Annotated in this window: 12 protein-coding genes; 2 read left to right on the top strand and 10 right to left on the bottom strand. The window is 61.1% G+C overall.

All coding sequences use genetic code 11. From position 1 onward, the window contains the following. Positions 1 to 68: 68 nt before the first annotated feature. The 7 genes from AB9N64_RS15280 to AB9N64_RS15250 all read right to left on the bottom strand — a co-directional run bounded on the left by AB9N64_RS15280 (position 69) and on the right by AB9N64_RS15250 (position 8,315). Positions 69 to 251, bottom strand: coding sequence for a hypothetical protein (locus AB9N64_RS15280; RefSeq protein ID WP_014720221.1), 183 nt, complete (start codon positions 249 to 251; stop codon positions 69 to 71). After that, the gene (locus AB9N64_RS15275; protein ID WP_371359508.1) at positions 248 to 1,351 is read right to left on the bottom strand and encodes a PepSY-associated TM helix domain-containing protein; all 1,104 of its coding nucleotides are present in this window, start codon (positions 1,349 to 1,351) and stop codon (positions 248 to 250) included. The genes AB9N64_RS15280 and AB9N64_RS15275 overlap by 4 nt, the downstream gene beginning before the upstream one ends. Positions 1,352 to 1,413: 62 nt before the next feature. Then, positions 1,414 to 3,843, bottom strand: a complete 2,430-nt coding sequence (locus AB9N64_RS15270; RefSeq protein ID WP_371359507.1) for a TonB-dependent siderophore receptor — start codon at positions 3,841 to 3,843, stop codon at positions 1,414 to 1,416. Between the two features lie 207 nt (positions 3,844 to 4,050). Next, positions 4,051 to 5,019 (bottom strand): FecR domain-containing protein, encoded by a 969-nt coding sequence (locus tag AB9N64_RS15265; protein ID WP_019817420.1) that lies wholly within the window; start codon positions 5,017 to 5,019, stop codon positions 4,051 to 4,053. Next, a complete protein-coding gene (locus AB9N64_RS15260) occupies positions 5,016 to 5,534 on the bottom strand; it encodes an RNA polymerase sigma factor (protein ID WP_019817419.1) in 519 nt (172 codons plus the stop codon). The genes AB9N64_RS15265 and AB9N64_RS15260 overlap by 4 nt, the downstream gene beginning before the upstream one ends. Before the next feature lie 154 nt (positions 5,535 to 5,688). Continuing rightward, positions 5,689 to 6,396: a PolC-type DNA polymerase III gene (locus AB9N64_RS15255; protein ID WP_014720216.1), complete on the bottom strand. Its 708-nt coding sequence runs from the start codon at positions 6,394 to 6,396 to the stop codon at positions 5,689 to 5,691. Continuing rightward, positions 6,393 to 8,315, bottom strand: coding sequence for a putative nucleotidyltransferase substrate binding domain-containing protein (locus AB9N64_RS15250; RefSeq protein WP_038452263.1), 1,923 nt, complete (start codon positions 8,313 to 8,315; stop codon positions 6,393 to 6,395). The genes AB9N64_RS15255 and AB9N64_RS15250 overlap by 4 nt, the downstream gene beginning before the upstream one ends. A 246-nt stretch (positions 8,316 to 8,561) precedes the next feature. On the opposite strand from AB9N64_RS15250, the gene AB9N64_RS15245 reads away from it, so the two are divergent. Continuing rightward, a complete protein-coding gene (locus AB9N64_RS15245; RefSeq protein WP_019817416.1) occupies positions 8,562 to 9,008 on the top strand; it encodes a response regulator in 447 nt (148 codons plus the stop codon). A gap of 158 nt (positions 9,009 to 9,166) precedes the next feature. On the opposite strand, the gene AB9N64_RS15240 is transcribed toward AB9N64_RS15245, so the two are convergent. Beyond that, positions 9,167 to 11,344 carry a malate synthase G gene (locus tag AB9N64_RS15240; protein WP_019817415.1) on the bottom strand — a complete coding sequence of 726 codons (2,178 nt, stop codon included), beginning with the start codon at positions 11,342 to 11,344 and terminating at the stop codon, positions 9,167 to 9,169. A gap of 320 nt (positions 11,345 to 11,664) precedes the next feature. Here AB9N64_RS15240 and AB9N64_RS15235 point away from each other — a divergent pair, with 320 nt between their 5' ends. Beyond that, complete coding sequence (locus AB9N64_RS15235; protein WP_003194815.1) at positions 11,665 to 12,177, top strand: glycine cleavage system protein R; 513 nt, start codon at positions 11,665 to 11,667, stop codon at positions 12,175 to 12,177. A 222-nt stretch (positions 12,178 to 12,399) separates the two neighbouring features. Here the strand turns inward: AB9N64_RS15235 and rarD are convergent, their stop codons facing one another. Both rarD and AB9N64_RS15225 read right to left on the bottom strand, forming a co-directional pair. Further along, positions 12,400 to 13,284 carry an EamA family transporter RarD gene (rarD, locus tag AB9N64_RS15230; RefSeq protein WP_166405718.1) on the bottom strand — a complete coding sequence of 295 codons (885 nt, stop codon included), beginning with the start codon at positions 13,282 to 13,284 and terminating at the stop codon, positions 12,400 to 12,402. Between the two features lie 207 nt (positions 13,285 to 13,491). Further along, on the bottom strand, positions 13,492 to 14,466 hold the full coding sequence (locus AB9N64_RS15225; protein WP_003194811.1) for a serine/threonine protein kinase: 975 nt from the start codon (positions 14,464 to 14,466) through the stop codon (positions 13,492 to 13,494). Positions 14,467 to 14,619 lie beyond the last annotated feature (153 nt).

The raw sequence follows: 14,619 nt of genomic DNA, 5'->3' as shown, positions 1-14,619 counted from the left end.
GCCAGCTCCCACATTGGACTGTGTTCACAGGTCAAAATGTGGGAGCTGGCCTGCCTGCGATAGCGACCTCAGGCGCGCCGCTTAACCAACCCCCATACCCCCATCATTGCCGGTATCCCGAGCCCGATCCAACTCAACGAATCCCACCACCCATCGCCCAGCAACGCCGCAAACAACCCGGCGGCACTGAGCAGGCCGATCCCCAGCGGGATGGCAAAGACCTTCCAGACATTCGACTGCCGCGGCTTCATACCTTGGCCGCCTTGCGCCGTACGATCCATAAGTAAATGCCGCTCACCAGCACGATGATGGTCAACACATCCAGCACCGCCCACAGGACCTTCATCGGCATGCCGCCGTAATCACCGAAATGCAGGGGTTGGGACATGCCCATGGCGTCCATGTACCAAGGCCGTTCGGCGATGGCGGTGACGGCCAGGGTGCTGGCGTCGATCAGGACCGGGGTCAGCAAATGGGAGGTCAGGTGGGTGCTGCCCTTCATGAACACGGCGTAGTGATGTTCGCTGGAAAAACGCGTGCCGGGGAAGGCGATAAAGTCTGGCTCCATACCCGGAGCGGCCTGGGCGGCAATGCTCAACAACTCGGTGGCGGGCGCGCGTTGGGTCAGCGGCGGGGCGTTCTTGTAAGGTTCGATCATGGCGCTGAGGCTGTCCTGGCGCCAGGCGGCGATGATCAGGTCGGCGCAGGCGCTGATCACGCCGGTTACCCCCACCACCAACGCCCAGGTCAAAGTGACCACGCCGATCAGGTTGTGCAGGTCGAGCCAGCGCAGGCGAGTGGACTTGTCCTGGCGCACCGTGGCGAACTTCAAGCGACGCATGAACGGCAGGTACAACACCGTGCCCGAGATAATCGCCAGCACAAACAGAAGGCCCATGAACGCCAGCAACAACTTGCCCGGCAACCCGGCAAACATATCCACATGCAGGCGCAGCAGGAACAGGGTCAGCCCGCCATTGGCTGCGGGGGTTTCCACGGCTTGGCCAGTGCGGGCGTCGAGCATGAAGGTGTGCGACGAATTCGGCTCGGTACCGGCTGTGGCGGCCATGATCGCGATCACACCGTTCTTGTCGTCTTCGTCCCAGGCAAGGTACTGCATGGCGTCGCCGGGGCGATGGGCCTGGGCTTTAGCCACAAGCTGCTCAAGGTTGAGCCGGGGCGTATCGGCAGGCATCTGCGCCAGTTCGGGTTCATTGCCCAGCAGGTGGTCGATCTCGTGGTGAAACACCAACGGCAGGCCGGTGAGGGCGAGCAGCAGCAGGAATACGGTGCAGATCAGGCTGGTCCAGGTGTGGATGAAGGACCAGCGGCGGATGGTTTTGCTTTTCATTGTCTAGCCTTCAGATGCACCAAAGCCGCCCTGTTGGGCGGCCTGGTGGTTAGCTCAGCTGATTACCACTGGTAGGTGGCGCTGGCGACTACGCTGCGTTGGTCGCCGAAGTAGCAATAGGAGCCATCGCAGGTGGAAATGTAGTCTTTGTTAAACAGGTTGGTCGCGTTCACTTTCACCGACGCGCCCTTGAGGCTGTTGTCCAGGCGGCCGAGGTCGTAGTGCACCGCGCCGTCGAAGACGGTGTAGGCGTTGGCCTTGCCGGCCCAGGTATTGGCCTGGTCGCCGTAGGTGTTGCCGGTGTAGCGGGCGCCGAAGCCGATACCGAAACCGTCGAGGGCGCCGGTGTGCCAGGTGTAGTCGGTCCACAAGGATGCTTGCTGGGTAGGCATCAGTTGCAGGCGGTTGCCTTTGAATTCGCCTTTTTGCACTTCGGATTTGGCCAACGTGTAGGCGGCGATCACTTTGAGGTTTTCGGTCACGTCAGATACGGCTTCCAGCTCCAGGCCTTTGACTTTCACTTCGCCGGTCTGGTCGGTGACAGACACACCACCGGACTGGAAGCTGCTGACCAGAACGTTTTTCTGGGCCAGGTCATACAGCGCGGCACTGAGTAGCGTGTTCGAACCCGGCGGTTGGTACTTGATCCCCAATTCCCACTGCTTGCCTTCGGTGGGTTTATAGGATTCTGTAGGAGAGGCGCTGGCGTTGCTCGCTGGCTGGAAAGATTCGGCGTAGGAGATATACGGTACGAAGCCCGAGTCGAACACATAGCTCAGTGCCGCGTTACCGCTGAAATTCTTGCTGCGGTCAGTATTGGTCGCGTCGTTTTTGTTGAAGTACGTAGTGCCCTGGTGCACCCAGTCTTCACGGCCCCCCAGGGTCAGGCGCCAGTTATCAAGAGCCATCTGGTCCTGAACGTAGAGACCGGTCTGGATGGTTTTCTGGTTGTAGTCGTAGAAAGCGCTGGAACGGGCGGGGCGTTCAACTGGCGTGGTGTTGACCGGGTTGAAGATGTTGACGCGTCCGGCCTGCCCGTAAATCGACAAGTACGAGGTATCGGTACGCTGGTGGTCAAGCCCGAGTAGAAGGGTGTGGGTGACGTCGCCGGTGGAGAAGTCGGCCTGAAAGTTGTTATCTACCGCCAATTGTCCGATGTTCTCGTCCACATTGGTCGAAGAACGGTCCATATTGCCTTCGGCGTCGACCGGTGCCCAGCCAAAGGCGCCCACGGTCAATTGTTGGAACGACAATTCTGATTTGGTGTAACGCAGATTCTGTTTGAACTGCCAGGTATCGTTGAAGCGGTGCTCGAATGCGTAGCCGAGTGCGTAATAGGTACGGTCGTAGAACTCGTAGTCCGGATCGCCCAGGTTCTTATGATGCGAAACGTCACCCAGTGGCGATTTGATCTTGGTGCCGACTATCGGCAGGAACTGGCTGGTCGCCCCGGTATCGTCACGGGTGAACTGTGACAGCAAGGTCAGCTTGGTATCGGTGTCGATATTCCAGGTCAAGCTCGGTGCGATGTTGTACCGCTTGTTGTCGATGTGATCGACCTGGGTACCGGCATCGCGCACCACGCCGCCAACGCTGTAGAGAAACTGGCCCTCATCATCGATCTTGCCAGTGCTTTCGAAATTGATCTGGCGGTGGTTGTCACTGCCGTATTGCACCTGGATAGCACTGCTCTGTTCGGCGCTGGGACGGCGGCTGACCATGTCCAGCAAGCCACCAGGTGGAGTTTGACCATAAACCGATGAAGCCGGACCGCGCAGCAGGGCGAGGCGGTCGAGGTTCCAGGTTTCGGCTTTCGGGTTGGCGTACACGCCACGGGGCAGTGGCAGGCCATCGAGGAATTGCGTCGGCTCGAAGCCGCGTACGCGCATCCAGTCGTAACGGGTGTCGCTGCCGTAGCTGGCAGACACAATACCGGGCATGTATTTGACCGCATCGTCGAGGTTCTGCACGTTACGGTCCTGCATTTGCTCGCGGGTGGCTACCGAGATCGAGCGTGGTGCCTCGACCAGCGCAGTATCGGTTTTGGTGCCGGCGGCGGTGCGCTTTGCTACATATCCTTCCACCGGCCCCCAAGCGCTTTCATAGCTGCCTTGGCCGGTGATGTTGGTGGTCGGCAAGGCAACGACGCCCTCCGGGACCGGCATCAGGGTGTAAGTGCCCGCACTGCTCTGCTCCAACTGCAACCCCGTCCCCCGCAAGGCTTCCCGCAACGCGCCCTGCGCATCGAACTGGCCTTTGACCGGTGCCGAGGTCTTGCCGGCGGCGAGTTCGGGGTTGAGGGTCAGCGCCAGGCCGGCCTGGCTGGCGATCTGGTTCAGGGTGGTGGCCAGGGGCGCAGCGGGCAGGTTATAGGCGCGCACGCTGGAGGCTTGTTCGGCGGCGATCAGCGGGGTGCTGGCGAGCGGGGCGCTGAGGGCGATCGCCATGGCTAACAGGCTGGGGCGCAACAAGGTGTCTAGCGTGCGGGACATAAGGGCGGCTCCTGAATGGAAATATTTCTCAATTGCCTAGGTGCCGAGCGAGAATCGAAAAGTGATAGGGGTGAGTGAAAATATTTTTCGCAGGTGTGCTTGAGGGCCTCATCGCAGGCAAGCCAGCTCCCACAGTTGAAGGTGTTCGCAATTCGAAATGTGGGAGCTGGCTTGCCTGCGATAGCAATCGCCCAGGCGCTGCAGGACCTAAGGCTTACCCTTGACGGTCACCCACCACGTCGTGTGCTGCTCGATCTGCACCGGCAAAGTCGGCAACAGCGCATTTAATGCCAACGTGGTGTCATGCAGCGGGAAACTGCCGGTGATGCGCAGGTCGGCCACGTTGTTATCCACCCCCAGGTAGCCGGTGCGATAGCGCGCCAACTCCTCGATCACATCCCCCAGCCGAGCGTTGTCCACTACCAGCATGCCGCGCGTCCAGGCATCGGTGGCCGGGGTGACGGCCAGCAACGGGCCAAGGCCGTCGCTGCGCATCAGCACCTGCTGGCCCGCCTTGAACACCTGTTCGTGGTGCAACGCCTCGGGCTGGGCGGCCACGGCTGACTGCAGCACACTCAGGCGCGTAGCGTCGTCTTCGCGCTTGACGATAAACCGAGTACCCAGCGCCCGCAGGCTGCCGTCGCGGGTTTGCACGTAGAAAGGGCGTGAATCGTCGTGGCCGGTTTCGACAAGAATTTCGCCTGCCTGCAACACGATCAAGCGGCGTGTTTCGTCGAAGCGCACATCAATGGCGCTGTGGGTGTTGAGGTTGATCCGCGTGCCATCCGCCAGCTTCAGCGTGCGCTGTTCACCGGTGGCGGTGCGCTGGTCGGCCAGCCAATAGTGAATAGGCACGTAACGCTCACCGGCAAACAGCGCCAGGCCGCACACCAGCACGATACTGGCCAAGCCCCGGCCCAGTTTGCGCACGCGCTGGCGAATGCCGTGGCGCGACTGCAGCAGCGCCGCCCGAGCCGGGCCCGAGGCCACACTGAAACGCTGGTCGAGCATGCCCAACTGGCGCCAGGCGCGGGCGTGTTCCTCATCACTGGCCAGCCACTTGCTGAACTCTTCCTGTTCCACCGCGCTGCCGTCGCCCGAGTCGAGGGACAGCTGCCAGGCAATCGCGGCATCCAGCACGCGCGACGACACCGGTTTGGAGCCGATCGCGGTCACGACGGCTCGCCATACAGTGCGATGTAGCACTGGCGAATGCCCTGGGCCAGGTATTGGCGCACGCGGGGCACCGACACGCCCAGGCGCTGGGCGATTTCGGCATGGCCCAGGCCGTCGAGGCGGTTATAGAGGAACGCGGCGCGGGCCTTGCTCGACAGTTTGCCGAGCAGGCGGTCGATGGCCTTGAGGTCTTCGAGGATCAGTTGCTGGGCTTCCGGCGAAGGCTGTTCGCTTTCCGGGATCAGCATCAATTCGGTGAGGTAGGCCTGTTCCAGGGCCGCACGTCGGAAATAGTCGAACAGCAAACCCTTGGCGATGGCCACCAGGAACGCCCGCGGTTCGCGGGGCTCGCGCAACTCGTCACGGCCCAGCAGGCGCATGAAGGTGTCCTGGCTCAGGTCTTCGGCGCGGCTTGGGCACCCCACGTTGCGTCGCAGCCAAGCCAACAGCCAGCCACGGTGGTCGCGATATAACGCACCAACAAGCTCACTGCGTGGGGTCTGGACCGACGACAAGGCATCACCGAATAAACAAGAGGTTTAAACTAACGAGAATTATTCGCGATTGTCGCAGAGGCGTGGGGTGGGCGCAATTGGCGTCTGTCGGGTGATCGTTCCCACGCTCGGCGTGGGAATGCATCCCGCGATGCTCCGCGTCGGGCGCGAAGCGTTAAAGGGAAGGGGACTGTTTGCGCCGTTTCCATTGGGCCAAACGCTCTTGCAGCGTCTGGGGCGTGTCTATCTGTTGCTGCCGCGCACGGCTGAACAGGATCAGCATCAGCTCTGCCGTCGCCAGTGCATCGGCGCTGGCATGGTGGCGTTCGCCAGCCTGTAGCCTGAAGTGGTTGAGCCAATCATCCAGCCCGGCCTCGCGGATATGCGCCTCAGGGCACAACAGCGGAGCCAGGTCTGCCACATCCAGGAATGGATGGGCCAGGCGATACCCCAGGCTGTCCTTGAGCGCCCGGCACAGCATGTGTTGATCAAACGGCGCATGAAAAGCCAGCAGAGGGCTGTCGCCCACGAACGCCATGAAATCCAGCAACGCCTCGGCCGGGTCGCTGCCGGCGGCAATTGCACTGGGCCCCAACCCGTGGATCAGCACACTGGGGCTGAGCTTGGTGTCGGTGCGCTGCAGGGTGCGTTCGAACAGTTGGGAGAAATCCACCGCACCGTCTTCGATGACCACGGCGCCGATGGACAGCACCTGGTCGCGGTGAAGGTTCAGGCCGCTGGTTTCCAGGTCCACCACTACCCAGCGCTGGCTGCGCAATGGGCCGTTGCCCAGTTCGGCGGGCTTGGGTAAATGCTCCAGGCGCTGCTGTTGCGCAGCGTTGAGCCCGGGCTTTTTCGCGCGCAGCCAGCCAAACAAACTCATAGCTGATACCGCAAGCTCAGGCTGCTTTGCAGGCGTTGGGCCTGGCGCAGGGACTCACGCAGGATGCGCCGGTCCAGGTGGTTGAGGCTGTCGGGGTCGACGCGGTTGGAATAGGGCAGGTTCTCGCGGGTCTGCAATTGGTGCTGCTGCATGCGGGTCTGCTGGATAAAGTGGTAGGCCTCTTCATAGGCGGCGCCATCCAGGGGTTCGATCACGGCCTTATCCACCAACTGGCGCAGGCGTTCCAGGGTGTTGTTGGCGTGGATGCCATTGGCCAGGGCCAACAGGCGCGCGCCATCTACAAAAGGCGTAAGGCCCTGCACCTTGAGGTCGAGGGTGGCCTTTTCGCCATTTTTGCGGGTCAGCACGAACTCGCGAAAACGCCCTACCGGCGGGCGTCGTAGTAGCGCGTTTTCGGCCAGCATGCGTTGGAACAAGCGGTTATCCGCCACCTGATCGAGAATGCCCTGGCGCAGTTGCTCGCAACCGCGCTCTTCGCCCCACACCACGCGCAAGTCAAAATAGATGCTTGAGCCCAGCAGGTTTTCCGGCGTCGCCTCACGAATGAACGCGCCGAAGCGCCGCGCCCACTCCACGCGGGACAAGCACAGCTCGGGGTTGCCGGCCATGATATTGCCCTTGCACAGGCTGAAGCCGCACAGCGCCAGGCTTTGGTTGATGTGCTGCGCCAGCGGTAGCAAGAGCTCACGCCTGTCGGCGGCTTCGACGGCGTCCTTGGCCTCGAACAGGATGCCGTTGTCCTGGTCGGTGTACAGCGTTTGTTCGCGGCGGCCTTCGCTGCCAAAACACAGCCAACTGAAGGGCACGCCGGGGTCGCCTTTTTCCGCGAGGGTCAGCTCGATCACCCGGCACACGGTGTGGTCGTTGAGCAGCGTAATGATGTGGGTGATCTGGGTGGATGAGGCGCCATGGGCGAGCATGCGCTCCACCAACTGGCCGATTTCACCGCGAATCGCCACCAGGTTTTCCACCCGGGGCGCGTTGCGGATGGTGCGGGCCAGGTGCACCAGGTCCACACGCTGCAAGGAAAACAAGTCACGCTCGGAGACCACGCCACACAGGCGCTGGTCTTGCACCAGGCACACATGGGCGATATGCCGTTCGGTCATGGCGATGGCCGCGTCGAACGCGCTGTGCTCCGGGCTCAAGTAAAACGGCGCCTGGGTCATGTGCCCGGCAATGCTCTGGCTGAAGTCGCTGGTGCCATCGGCGACCACCTGGCGCAGATCGCGCAGGGTGAAGATGCCCAGGGGCGCCTTGTGTTCGTTGACGATCACAATGCTGCCGACTTGCTGTTCGTGCATCAAGGTCACCGCTTCGCGCAACGGTGTGTGCGGGCTGCAGGTGACCGGGTGGCGCATGGCCAATTCACCCAGGCGGGTATTCAAGGAATATTGGGTGCCGAGGGTTTCCACGGCTTTTTGCTGTACCTGCTGGTTGACCTGGTCGAGCAGGCTGCTGACCCCGCGCAAGGCGAAATCACGAAACGGGCTGGACAGGGCGAACAGCTTGATAAAGGCCGGTTTGTTCAATTGCAGGCAAAAGGTGTCTTCAGCGGCTTTGTGTTCTGTACGGGTCGCGCGCTCACCCAGCAAGGCGGCGAGGGGGAAGCATTCGCCGGTGGCGATTTCAAAGGTGGTGTCTGCCGAGTCTGGCCGCTCACCCACGACCCGCCCCTGCTTGACGATATAAAAGTGCTCGACCGGGCCGCCCGACGGTTTGAGGATGCTGTCGCCGGGGCCGTAGAAACGCAGTTGGCACTGTTCCACCAGGAAAGCCAGGTGCGCCTGTTCCATCTGGTTGAACGGCGGGAAGCGTTGCAGGAATTGCAGGGTGCCGTGGATGTTCTGCAACACAGCGGTTTTACCCGCCTGTGCGAATGCATCAGCTTTACTCATAACAGTGACCGCAGTGTTTTTGTCGTTATCGTGCTGCATGGTCGACTCCTGCGCAGTGGGTGCCCATTGGACGTAAGTCTAGGTCGAGGAATACCGCGCAAAACTAGGGAAAAACCTTACATGACAATCGTCCAAAACCCGTAGAAAGCCCACTAGGCAAACTTTCCGACGAAGTGCACATTGTTCGCCCTTCCGCAGATGTCTGACGAGTGTGCTGGGAGATTGATGAGAACTGCTGAGAAACGTATGTCCGACCACGATATTTTGAGTGATGCCGAGCGCGAGGCGCTGAGCGCCGTGATGCTGGAGCCCGATTTACCCCCCCAACGCGTTTTGATCGTGGACGACGACAAGGACGCGCGTGAATTGCTGGCGGAAATCCTTGGGCTCGATGGTATTCGCTGCATGACTGCCGAAAGTGGCGAGGCTGCGTGGGATTTGTTGAAGACGAGCAGTTCCATCGGTTTGCTGATCACCGACCTGCGCATGGCGCCCAGCAATGGCCTGGAATTGATCCGCCAGGTGCGTGAGTCCACCCGTGCGGCGTTGCCGATCATCATCATGTCTGGAGACGCGGAAGCGCCGGATGTGATTGATGCGATGCATTTGAGCGTGGTGGATTTCTTGCTCAAGCCGATTGATAGCGTGAAGTTGGCGAAGTTGGTAAAGCGGGAGTTGGGGATGGTGCCCTGAGTGTGGGGTGACTGGCCTGGCCTCTTCGCGGGCAAGCCCGGCTCCCACATTTGAAATGCATCCCCCTGTGGGAGCTGGCTTGCCTGCGATTCAGGCAACGCGGTCTAACTGACACACCTGATAAAAAAGCCCCGATCTTCGATCAGGGCTTTTTTCCATTACAGGCCGTTCTTGGCCTTGAACTCCCGACGCCTGCGATGCAACACCGGCTCGGTATAGCCATTGGGCTGCTTGGTCCCTTCAATCACCAACTCCACCGCTGCCTGGAACGCGATGTTGCTGTCGAAGTCCGGAGCCAGTGGGCGGTACAACGCATCCCCGGCATTCTGGCGGTCCACCACCGGCGCCATGCGCTTGAGGCTGTCCATCACTTGAGCTTCGTTGACGATGCCGTGGCGCAGCCAGTTGGCGATGTGCTGGCTGGAAATGCGCAGGGTGGCGCGGTCTTCCATCAGGCCGACATCGTTGATGTCCGGCACCTTGGAGCAGCCCACACCCTGGTCGATCCAACGCACCACATAGCCGAGGATGCCCTGGGCGTTGTTGTCCAGTTCGTTGCGGATCTCTTCTTCGGACCAATCGGTGTTGCTGGCCAGAGGAATGGTGAGGATATCGTCCACCGAAGCGCGCTCGCGCTTGGCCAGTTCGGCCTGGCGGGCAAACACATCAACCTTGTGGTAGTGCAACGCATGCAGGGCCGCAGCGGTCGGCGACGGTACCCAGGCGGTGTTGGCACCGGCCAACGGATGGGCGATTTTCTGCTCAAGCATCAGAGCCATCAGGTCGGGCATGGCCCACATGCCTTTACCGATCTGTGCACGACCTTGCAGGCCGGTGCTCAGGCCGATATCGACGTTCCAGTTCTCATAGGCGCCGATCCATTTTTCCGCCTTCATGGCCGCCTTGCGCACCATCGCGCCGGCTTCCATGGAGGTGTGGATTTCATCGCCGGTACGGTCGAGGAAACCGGTGTTGATAAACACCACACGCTCGCTGGCCGCCTTGATGCAGGCCTTGAGGTTGACCGTGGTGCGGCGCTCCTCGTCCATGATCCCGACCTTGAGGGTATTGCGCGCCAGGTTCAGCACCTCTTCGATGCGACCGAACAGTTCGTTGGTGAACGCGGCTTCTTCCGGGCCGTGCATCTTCGGTTTCACGATGTACACAGAACCGGTACGGCTGTTCTTGCGGGTGTTGTTGCCGTTGAGGCTGTGGATCGCCGCCAGGCTGGTGATCAGGCCGTCGAGGATGCCTTCGGGTACTTCGTTGCCGTCTTTATCGAGGATCGCGTCGATGGTCATCAAGTGGCCAACGTTGCGCACGAACAACAGCGAACGGCCGTGCAGGGTCACGTCGCTGCCATCCACGCCGGTGTAGACGCGGTCAGGGTTCATGGTGCGGGTGAAGGTCTGGCCGCCCTTGGCCACTTCTTCGGCCAGGTCGCCCTTCATCAGGCCGAGCCAGTTGCGGTAGATCACCACTTTGTCATCGGCGTCGACGGCGGCCACAGAGTCTTCGCAGTCCATGATGGTGGTCAGCGCGGCTTCCATCAGCACGTCTTTGACGCCTGCGGCGTCGGTTTGGCCGACTGGGGTGCTGGCGTCGATCTGGATTTCGAAGTGCAGGCCATTGTGCTTGAGCAGGATCGCAATCGGCTCGGCCGCAGGGCCCTGGAAACCGATCAACTGGGCATCGTCACGCAGGCCGCTGTTGCTGCCGCCTTTGAGGCTGACGATCAGCTTGCCATCGACGATTTTGTAGCCGGTGGAATCGACATGGCTGCCGGCGCTGAGCGGTGCGGCCTCGTCGAGGAAAGCGCGGGCGAAGGCAATCACCTTGTCGCCACGCACTTTGTTATAGCCCTTGCCCTTCTCGGCGCCGTTGGCTTCGCTGATGGCGTCGGTGCCATAGAGCGCGTCGTACAGCGAGCCCCAGCGCGCATTCGAGGCATTGAGGGCGAAGCGGGCGTTCATCACCGGCACGACCAGCTGTGGGCCGGCCATGCGTGCGATCTCATCATCGACGTTTTGGGTCGAGGCCTCAAAGTCTGCGGCTTCTGGCAACAGGTAGCCGATGTCTTGCAGGAAGGCTTTGTAGGCCACCGGGTCATGGGCCTGGCCGGCGTGGGTCTGGTGCCAGGTATCGATCCGCGCCTGGAAGTCGTCGCGTTTGGCGAGTAGGGCTTTGTTCTTCGGGGCCAGGTCATGGATGACCTTGTCGGCACCGGCCCAGAACTGGTCGGCAGTGATGCCGGTACCGGGAATGGCTTCGTTGTTCACGAAGTCGAACAGGACTTTGGCGACCTGCAGGCCACCGACTTGAACGTGTTCAGTCATTGCTTGCCTCACTCTGCGGAGCTTATGCGCTTTATCAGATTTTCATTATGTAGTGCACGGTTGGGCATACTACATGATGACTTGCGGTTGTGAAAATTAGACTAAATACGTCGTTTAGCGACCCACTTTGGTCGTACGGTCACAGCGGAGAACCAGATGTTCTCAAAAAACTATTGGATTGTTCCAGATAAATATAAAAATGGTACACGATTTGTCTGGGGGAGCTGGCTTGCCTGCGATGGACGTTGACGATCACGCGTCCCTTCTGGATAAACGCGGCATGTCTATAATCGAGGATCAACCAACCGAGGGACTGCGCCATGGACCATCTTGTACTCACTATTATCGCCGCCGACAAACCCGGCCTGGTTGAACGCATCGCGCAGAACATTGCCAGTCATGGTGGTAACTGGCTGGAAAGCCGCATGGCGCACATGGCCGGGCAGTTTGCCGGGATCCTGCGGGTGAGCGTGCCGAGCGAGCAGCGCCAGGCATTGGTGGGGGCATTGGAGGATTTATCCACCCATGGCATTCGCGTGTTGGTGGGTGAGGGCAGCAGCGGCCAGGCATCGGCGTCCAAGCCGATCCTGATGACCCTGGTGGGCAATGACCGCTCGGGCATCGTGCGTGAGATCACCGCGCTGCTGAGCCAGCAGGGCGTCAACCTGGAACGCCTGAGCACCGATGTGCGCCCGGCGCCCATGAGCGGTGATCCGCTGTTCAACGCCGAGGCGTTGTTGCAAGTGCCGGCCACGCTATCGCTGGAAACCCTGCAAGAGGCTTTGGAAACCTTGGCCGATGACTTGATGGTGGAGTTGCGTCAGGAGGAATAACGATCCGCAAGGTTATGCAGGGAAATCTTGCATGGGCCTGTGGATAACCTGTAGAGACCCGACGCCAGGCCACGTCCGCCGGCCTTCTGCGCAAGTTGAGCAAAAAACGAGCAGTTTCAAGGGCTTGTGCACAAATGGCGGGGATCAGGTTGTGGATAACCTTGGGGTCGAACGCTACAAGCCACGAAAGCCGTGGCTTGTAGAGGTTTGTACGTTATTTGATCAGCGTTTACGCACGGTCAGCCAGGCATCCAGGCTGTACACCACCAACCCGGCCCAGATAAAGGCGAAGGCGACCAAGGTGCTCGGCGCCAGGTGTTCACCGAACAACAGCACGGCTTCGAGCAACACCAGCGTCGGCGCCACATACTGCAAAAAGCCCAGGGCGGTGTAGGGCAAATGCCGTGCAGCGGCGTTGAAGCACACCAGGGGAATCAGCGTCACCGGGCCTGCGGCCACCAGCCACCAGGCCTCTGAGGTGCTCCAGAACGCCAGTTGCGCGCTGTGGGCGGTCGGGTTGAACAACAACCAGGCGACGGCAACGGGTACCAGCATCCAGGTTTCCACCACCAGCCCTGGCAGCGCCTTGACCGGCGCCTGCTTGCGGATCAAACCGTAGAAGCCAAACGTCAGCGCCAGCGCCAGCGACACCCACGGCAGGCTACCGACTTGCCACACCTGCTGCGCCACACCTATCGCTGCCAACCCCACCGCTACCCATTGCAAACGGCGCAAGCGCTCGCCGAGGATCAGCATGCCCAGCAGCACATTCACCAGCGGGTTGATGTAGTAACCCAGGCTCGCTTCAAGCATGCGCCCGGTGTTCACCGACCACACATAGGTCAGCCAGTTAGCGGCGATCAACGAACCGCTGAGGGCCAGGATCGCCAGGCGCTTGGGGTTGTCGCGCAGTTCGCGAAACCAGCCGGGATGTTTCCACACCATCAGCAACAGCCCACCGAACAGGGCCGACCACAACACGCGGTGCACGATGATCTCGGCGGCGGGCACGCTGGCGATGGCTTTGAAGTAGAGCGGGAACAGACCCCAGATGACATAGGCGCTCAGGCCCAGGATGTACCCCTTGCGGGGGTTGGCGGCTTGCATTGCAGAATCCTTGCTCAGGCAGCTAACAAAGCGCAATTGTAAGGATATTTGTCAGACAACGCTCGTTCCCACGCTCTGCGTGGTAACGCCGCCTTGGACGCTCTGCGTCTGCTCTTAAATCGTGACGCGGAGCGTCACAGGATGCGCGCCCACGCAGAGCGTGGGGGCGAGCATGGACAGCCAGCTCCCACAGGAGGCAGGGCCAGGTCAGAAGAGCTTCAGCGGTTCTTCATTGAGCGCCGACAGTTGCTCGCGCAACGCCAGCACCTGGTCACCCCAATACCGTTCGCTGCCAAACCACGGAAAGCTATGGGGAAACGCCGGGTCGTCCCAGCGTCGTGCGAGCCAGGCACTGTAGTGCATCAAGCGCAGGGCGCGCAGCGGCTCGATCAGCGCCAGTTCGCGCGGGTCGAAGTCGTGGAATTCCTGATAGCCGTCCATCAGCTCCGAGAGCTGGCCGAGGCATTCCTGGCGGTCACCAGCCAGCATCATCCACAGGTCTTGCACCGCTGGGCCCATGCGGCAGTCATCCAGGTCGACGATATGGAACATCTCGTCGCGGCACATCATGTTGCCGGGGTGGCAGTCACCGTGCATACGGATGTTCTTGTGCGGCGTGGCCTTGTAAACCTCTTCCACACGCTTGAGCAGGTCGCGGGCCACGGACTCGTAGGCCGGCAACAGGCTTTTGGGAATGAAGTTGCCTTCAAGCAAGGTGGTGAGGGAGTCGTGACCGAAATTCTTCACCCCCAGGGCTTCGCGGTGTTCGAACGGGCGGGTGGAGCCCACCGCGTGCAAACGCCCCAGCAGTTGCCCGAGCCGGTAAAGCTGATCGAGGTTGCCTGGCTCCGGCGCCCGGCCGCCACGGCGGGGGAACAGGGTGAAGCGGAAACCTGCATGTTCGAACAGGCTCTCGCCGTTGTGGACCAAGGGGGCGACCACCGGTACATCGCACTCGGCCAGTTCGAAGGTGAAGCGGTGTTCTTCCAGGATCGCCTCGTTGGTCCAGCGCTGGGGGCGATAGAACTTGGCGATCAGCGGTTCGGCGTCTTCGATGCCCACTTGGTACACGCGGTTTTCGTAGCTGTTGAGCGCCAGAACCCGCGCGTCGCTGAGGAAACCGATGCTTTCGACGGCGTCGAGCACCAGGTCTGGGGTGAGTGTTTCAAACGGGTGGGCCATGCGAACTCCTGCGCGCAGCAGGGCGCCGCGTCCGGCCGGGTATGGTAACAGCATAGATAGCCGGTGGTTGTGCGGACGCCTTCGCAGGCAAGCCAGCTCCCACAGTGGCATGTATTTACACATCGAAATGTGGGTGCTGGCTTGCCTGCGATA

Source organism: Pseudomonas sp. KT_2_4, from assembly GCF_041410225.1.
GTDB lineage: Bacteria > Pseudomonadota > Gammaproteobacteria > Pseudomonadales > Pseudomonadaceae > Aquipseudomonas > Aquipseudomonas paracarnis.
This window is presented reverse-complemented; position numbering and strand designations above follow the sequence as displayed.

Excerpts from the sequence above, each read along its gene's own strand:
- AB9N64_RS15280 (WP_014720221.1), bottom strand. The coding sequence starts at position 251 with ATGAAGCCGCGGCAGTCGAATGTCTGGAAGGTCTTTGCCATCCCGCTG.
- AB9N64_RS15275 (WP_371359508.1), bottom strand. The coding sequence starts at position 1,351 with ATGAAAAGCAAAACCATCCGCCGCTGGTCCTTCATCCACACCTGGACC.
- AB9N64_RS15270 (WP_371359507.1), bottom strand. The coding sequence starts at position 3,843 with ATGTCCCGCACGCTAGACACCTTGTTGCGCCCCAGCCTGTTAGCCATG.
- AB9N64_RS15255 (WP_014720216.1), bottom strand. The coding sequence starts at position 6,396 with ATGAGTTTGTTTGGCTGGCTGCGCGCGAAAAAGCCCGGGCTCAACGCT.
- AB9N64_RS15250 (WP_038452263.1), bottom strand. The coding sequence starts at position 8,315 with ATGAGTAAAGCTGATGCATTCGCACAGGCGGGTAAAACCGCTGTGTTG.
- AB9N64_RS15245 (WP_019817416.1), top strand. The coding sequence starts at position 8,562 with ATGTCCGACCACGATATTTTGAGTGATGCCGAGCGCGAGGCGCTGAGC.
- AB9N64_RS15240 (WP_019817415.1), bottom strand. The coding sequence starts at position 11,344 with ATGACTGAACACGTTCAAGTCGGTGGCCTGCAGGTCGCCAAAGTCCTG.
- AB9N64_RS15235 (WP_003194815.1), top strand. The coding sequence starts at position 11,665 with ATGGACCATCTTGTACTCACTATTATCGCCGCCGACAAACCCGGCCTG.
- rarD (WP_166405718.1), bottom strand. The coding sequence starts at position 13,284 with ATGCAAGCCGCCAACCCCCGCAAGGGGTACATCCTGGGCCTGAGCGCC.
- AB9N64_RS15225 (WP_003194811.1), bottom strand. The coding sequence starts at position 14,466 with ATGGCCCACCCGTTTGAAACACTCACCCCAGACCTGGTGCTCGACGCC.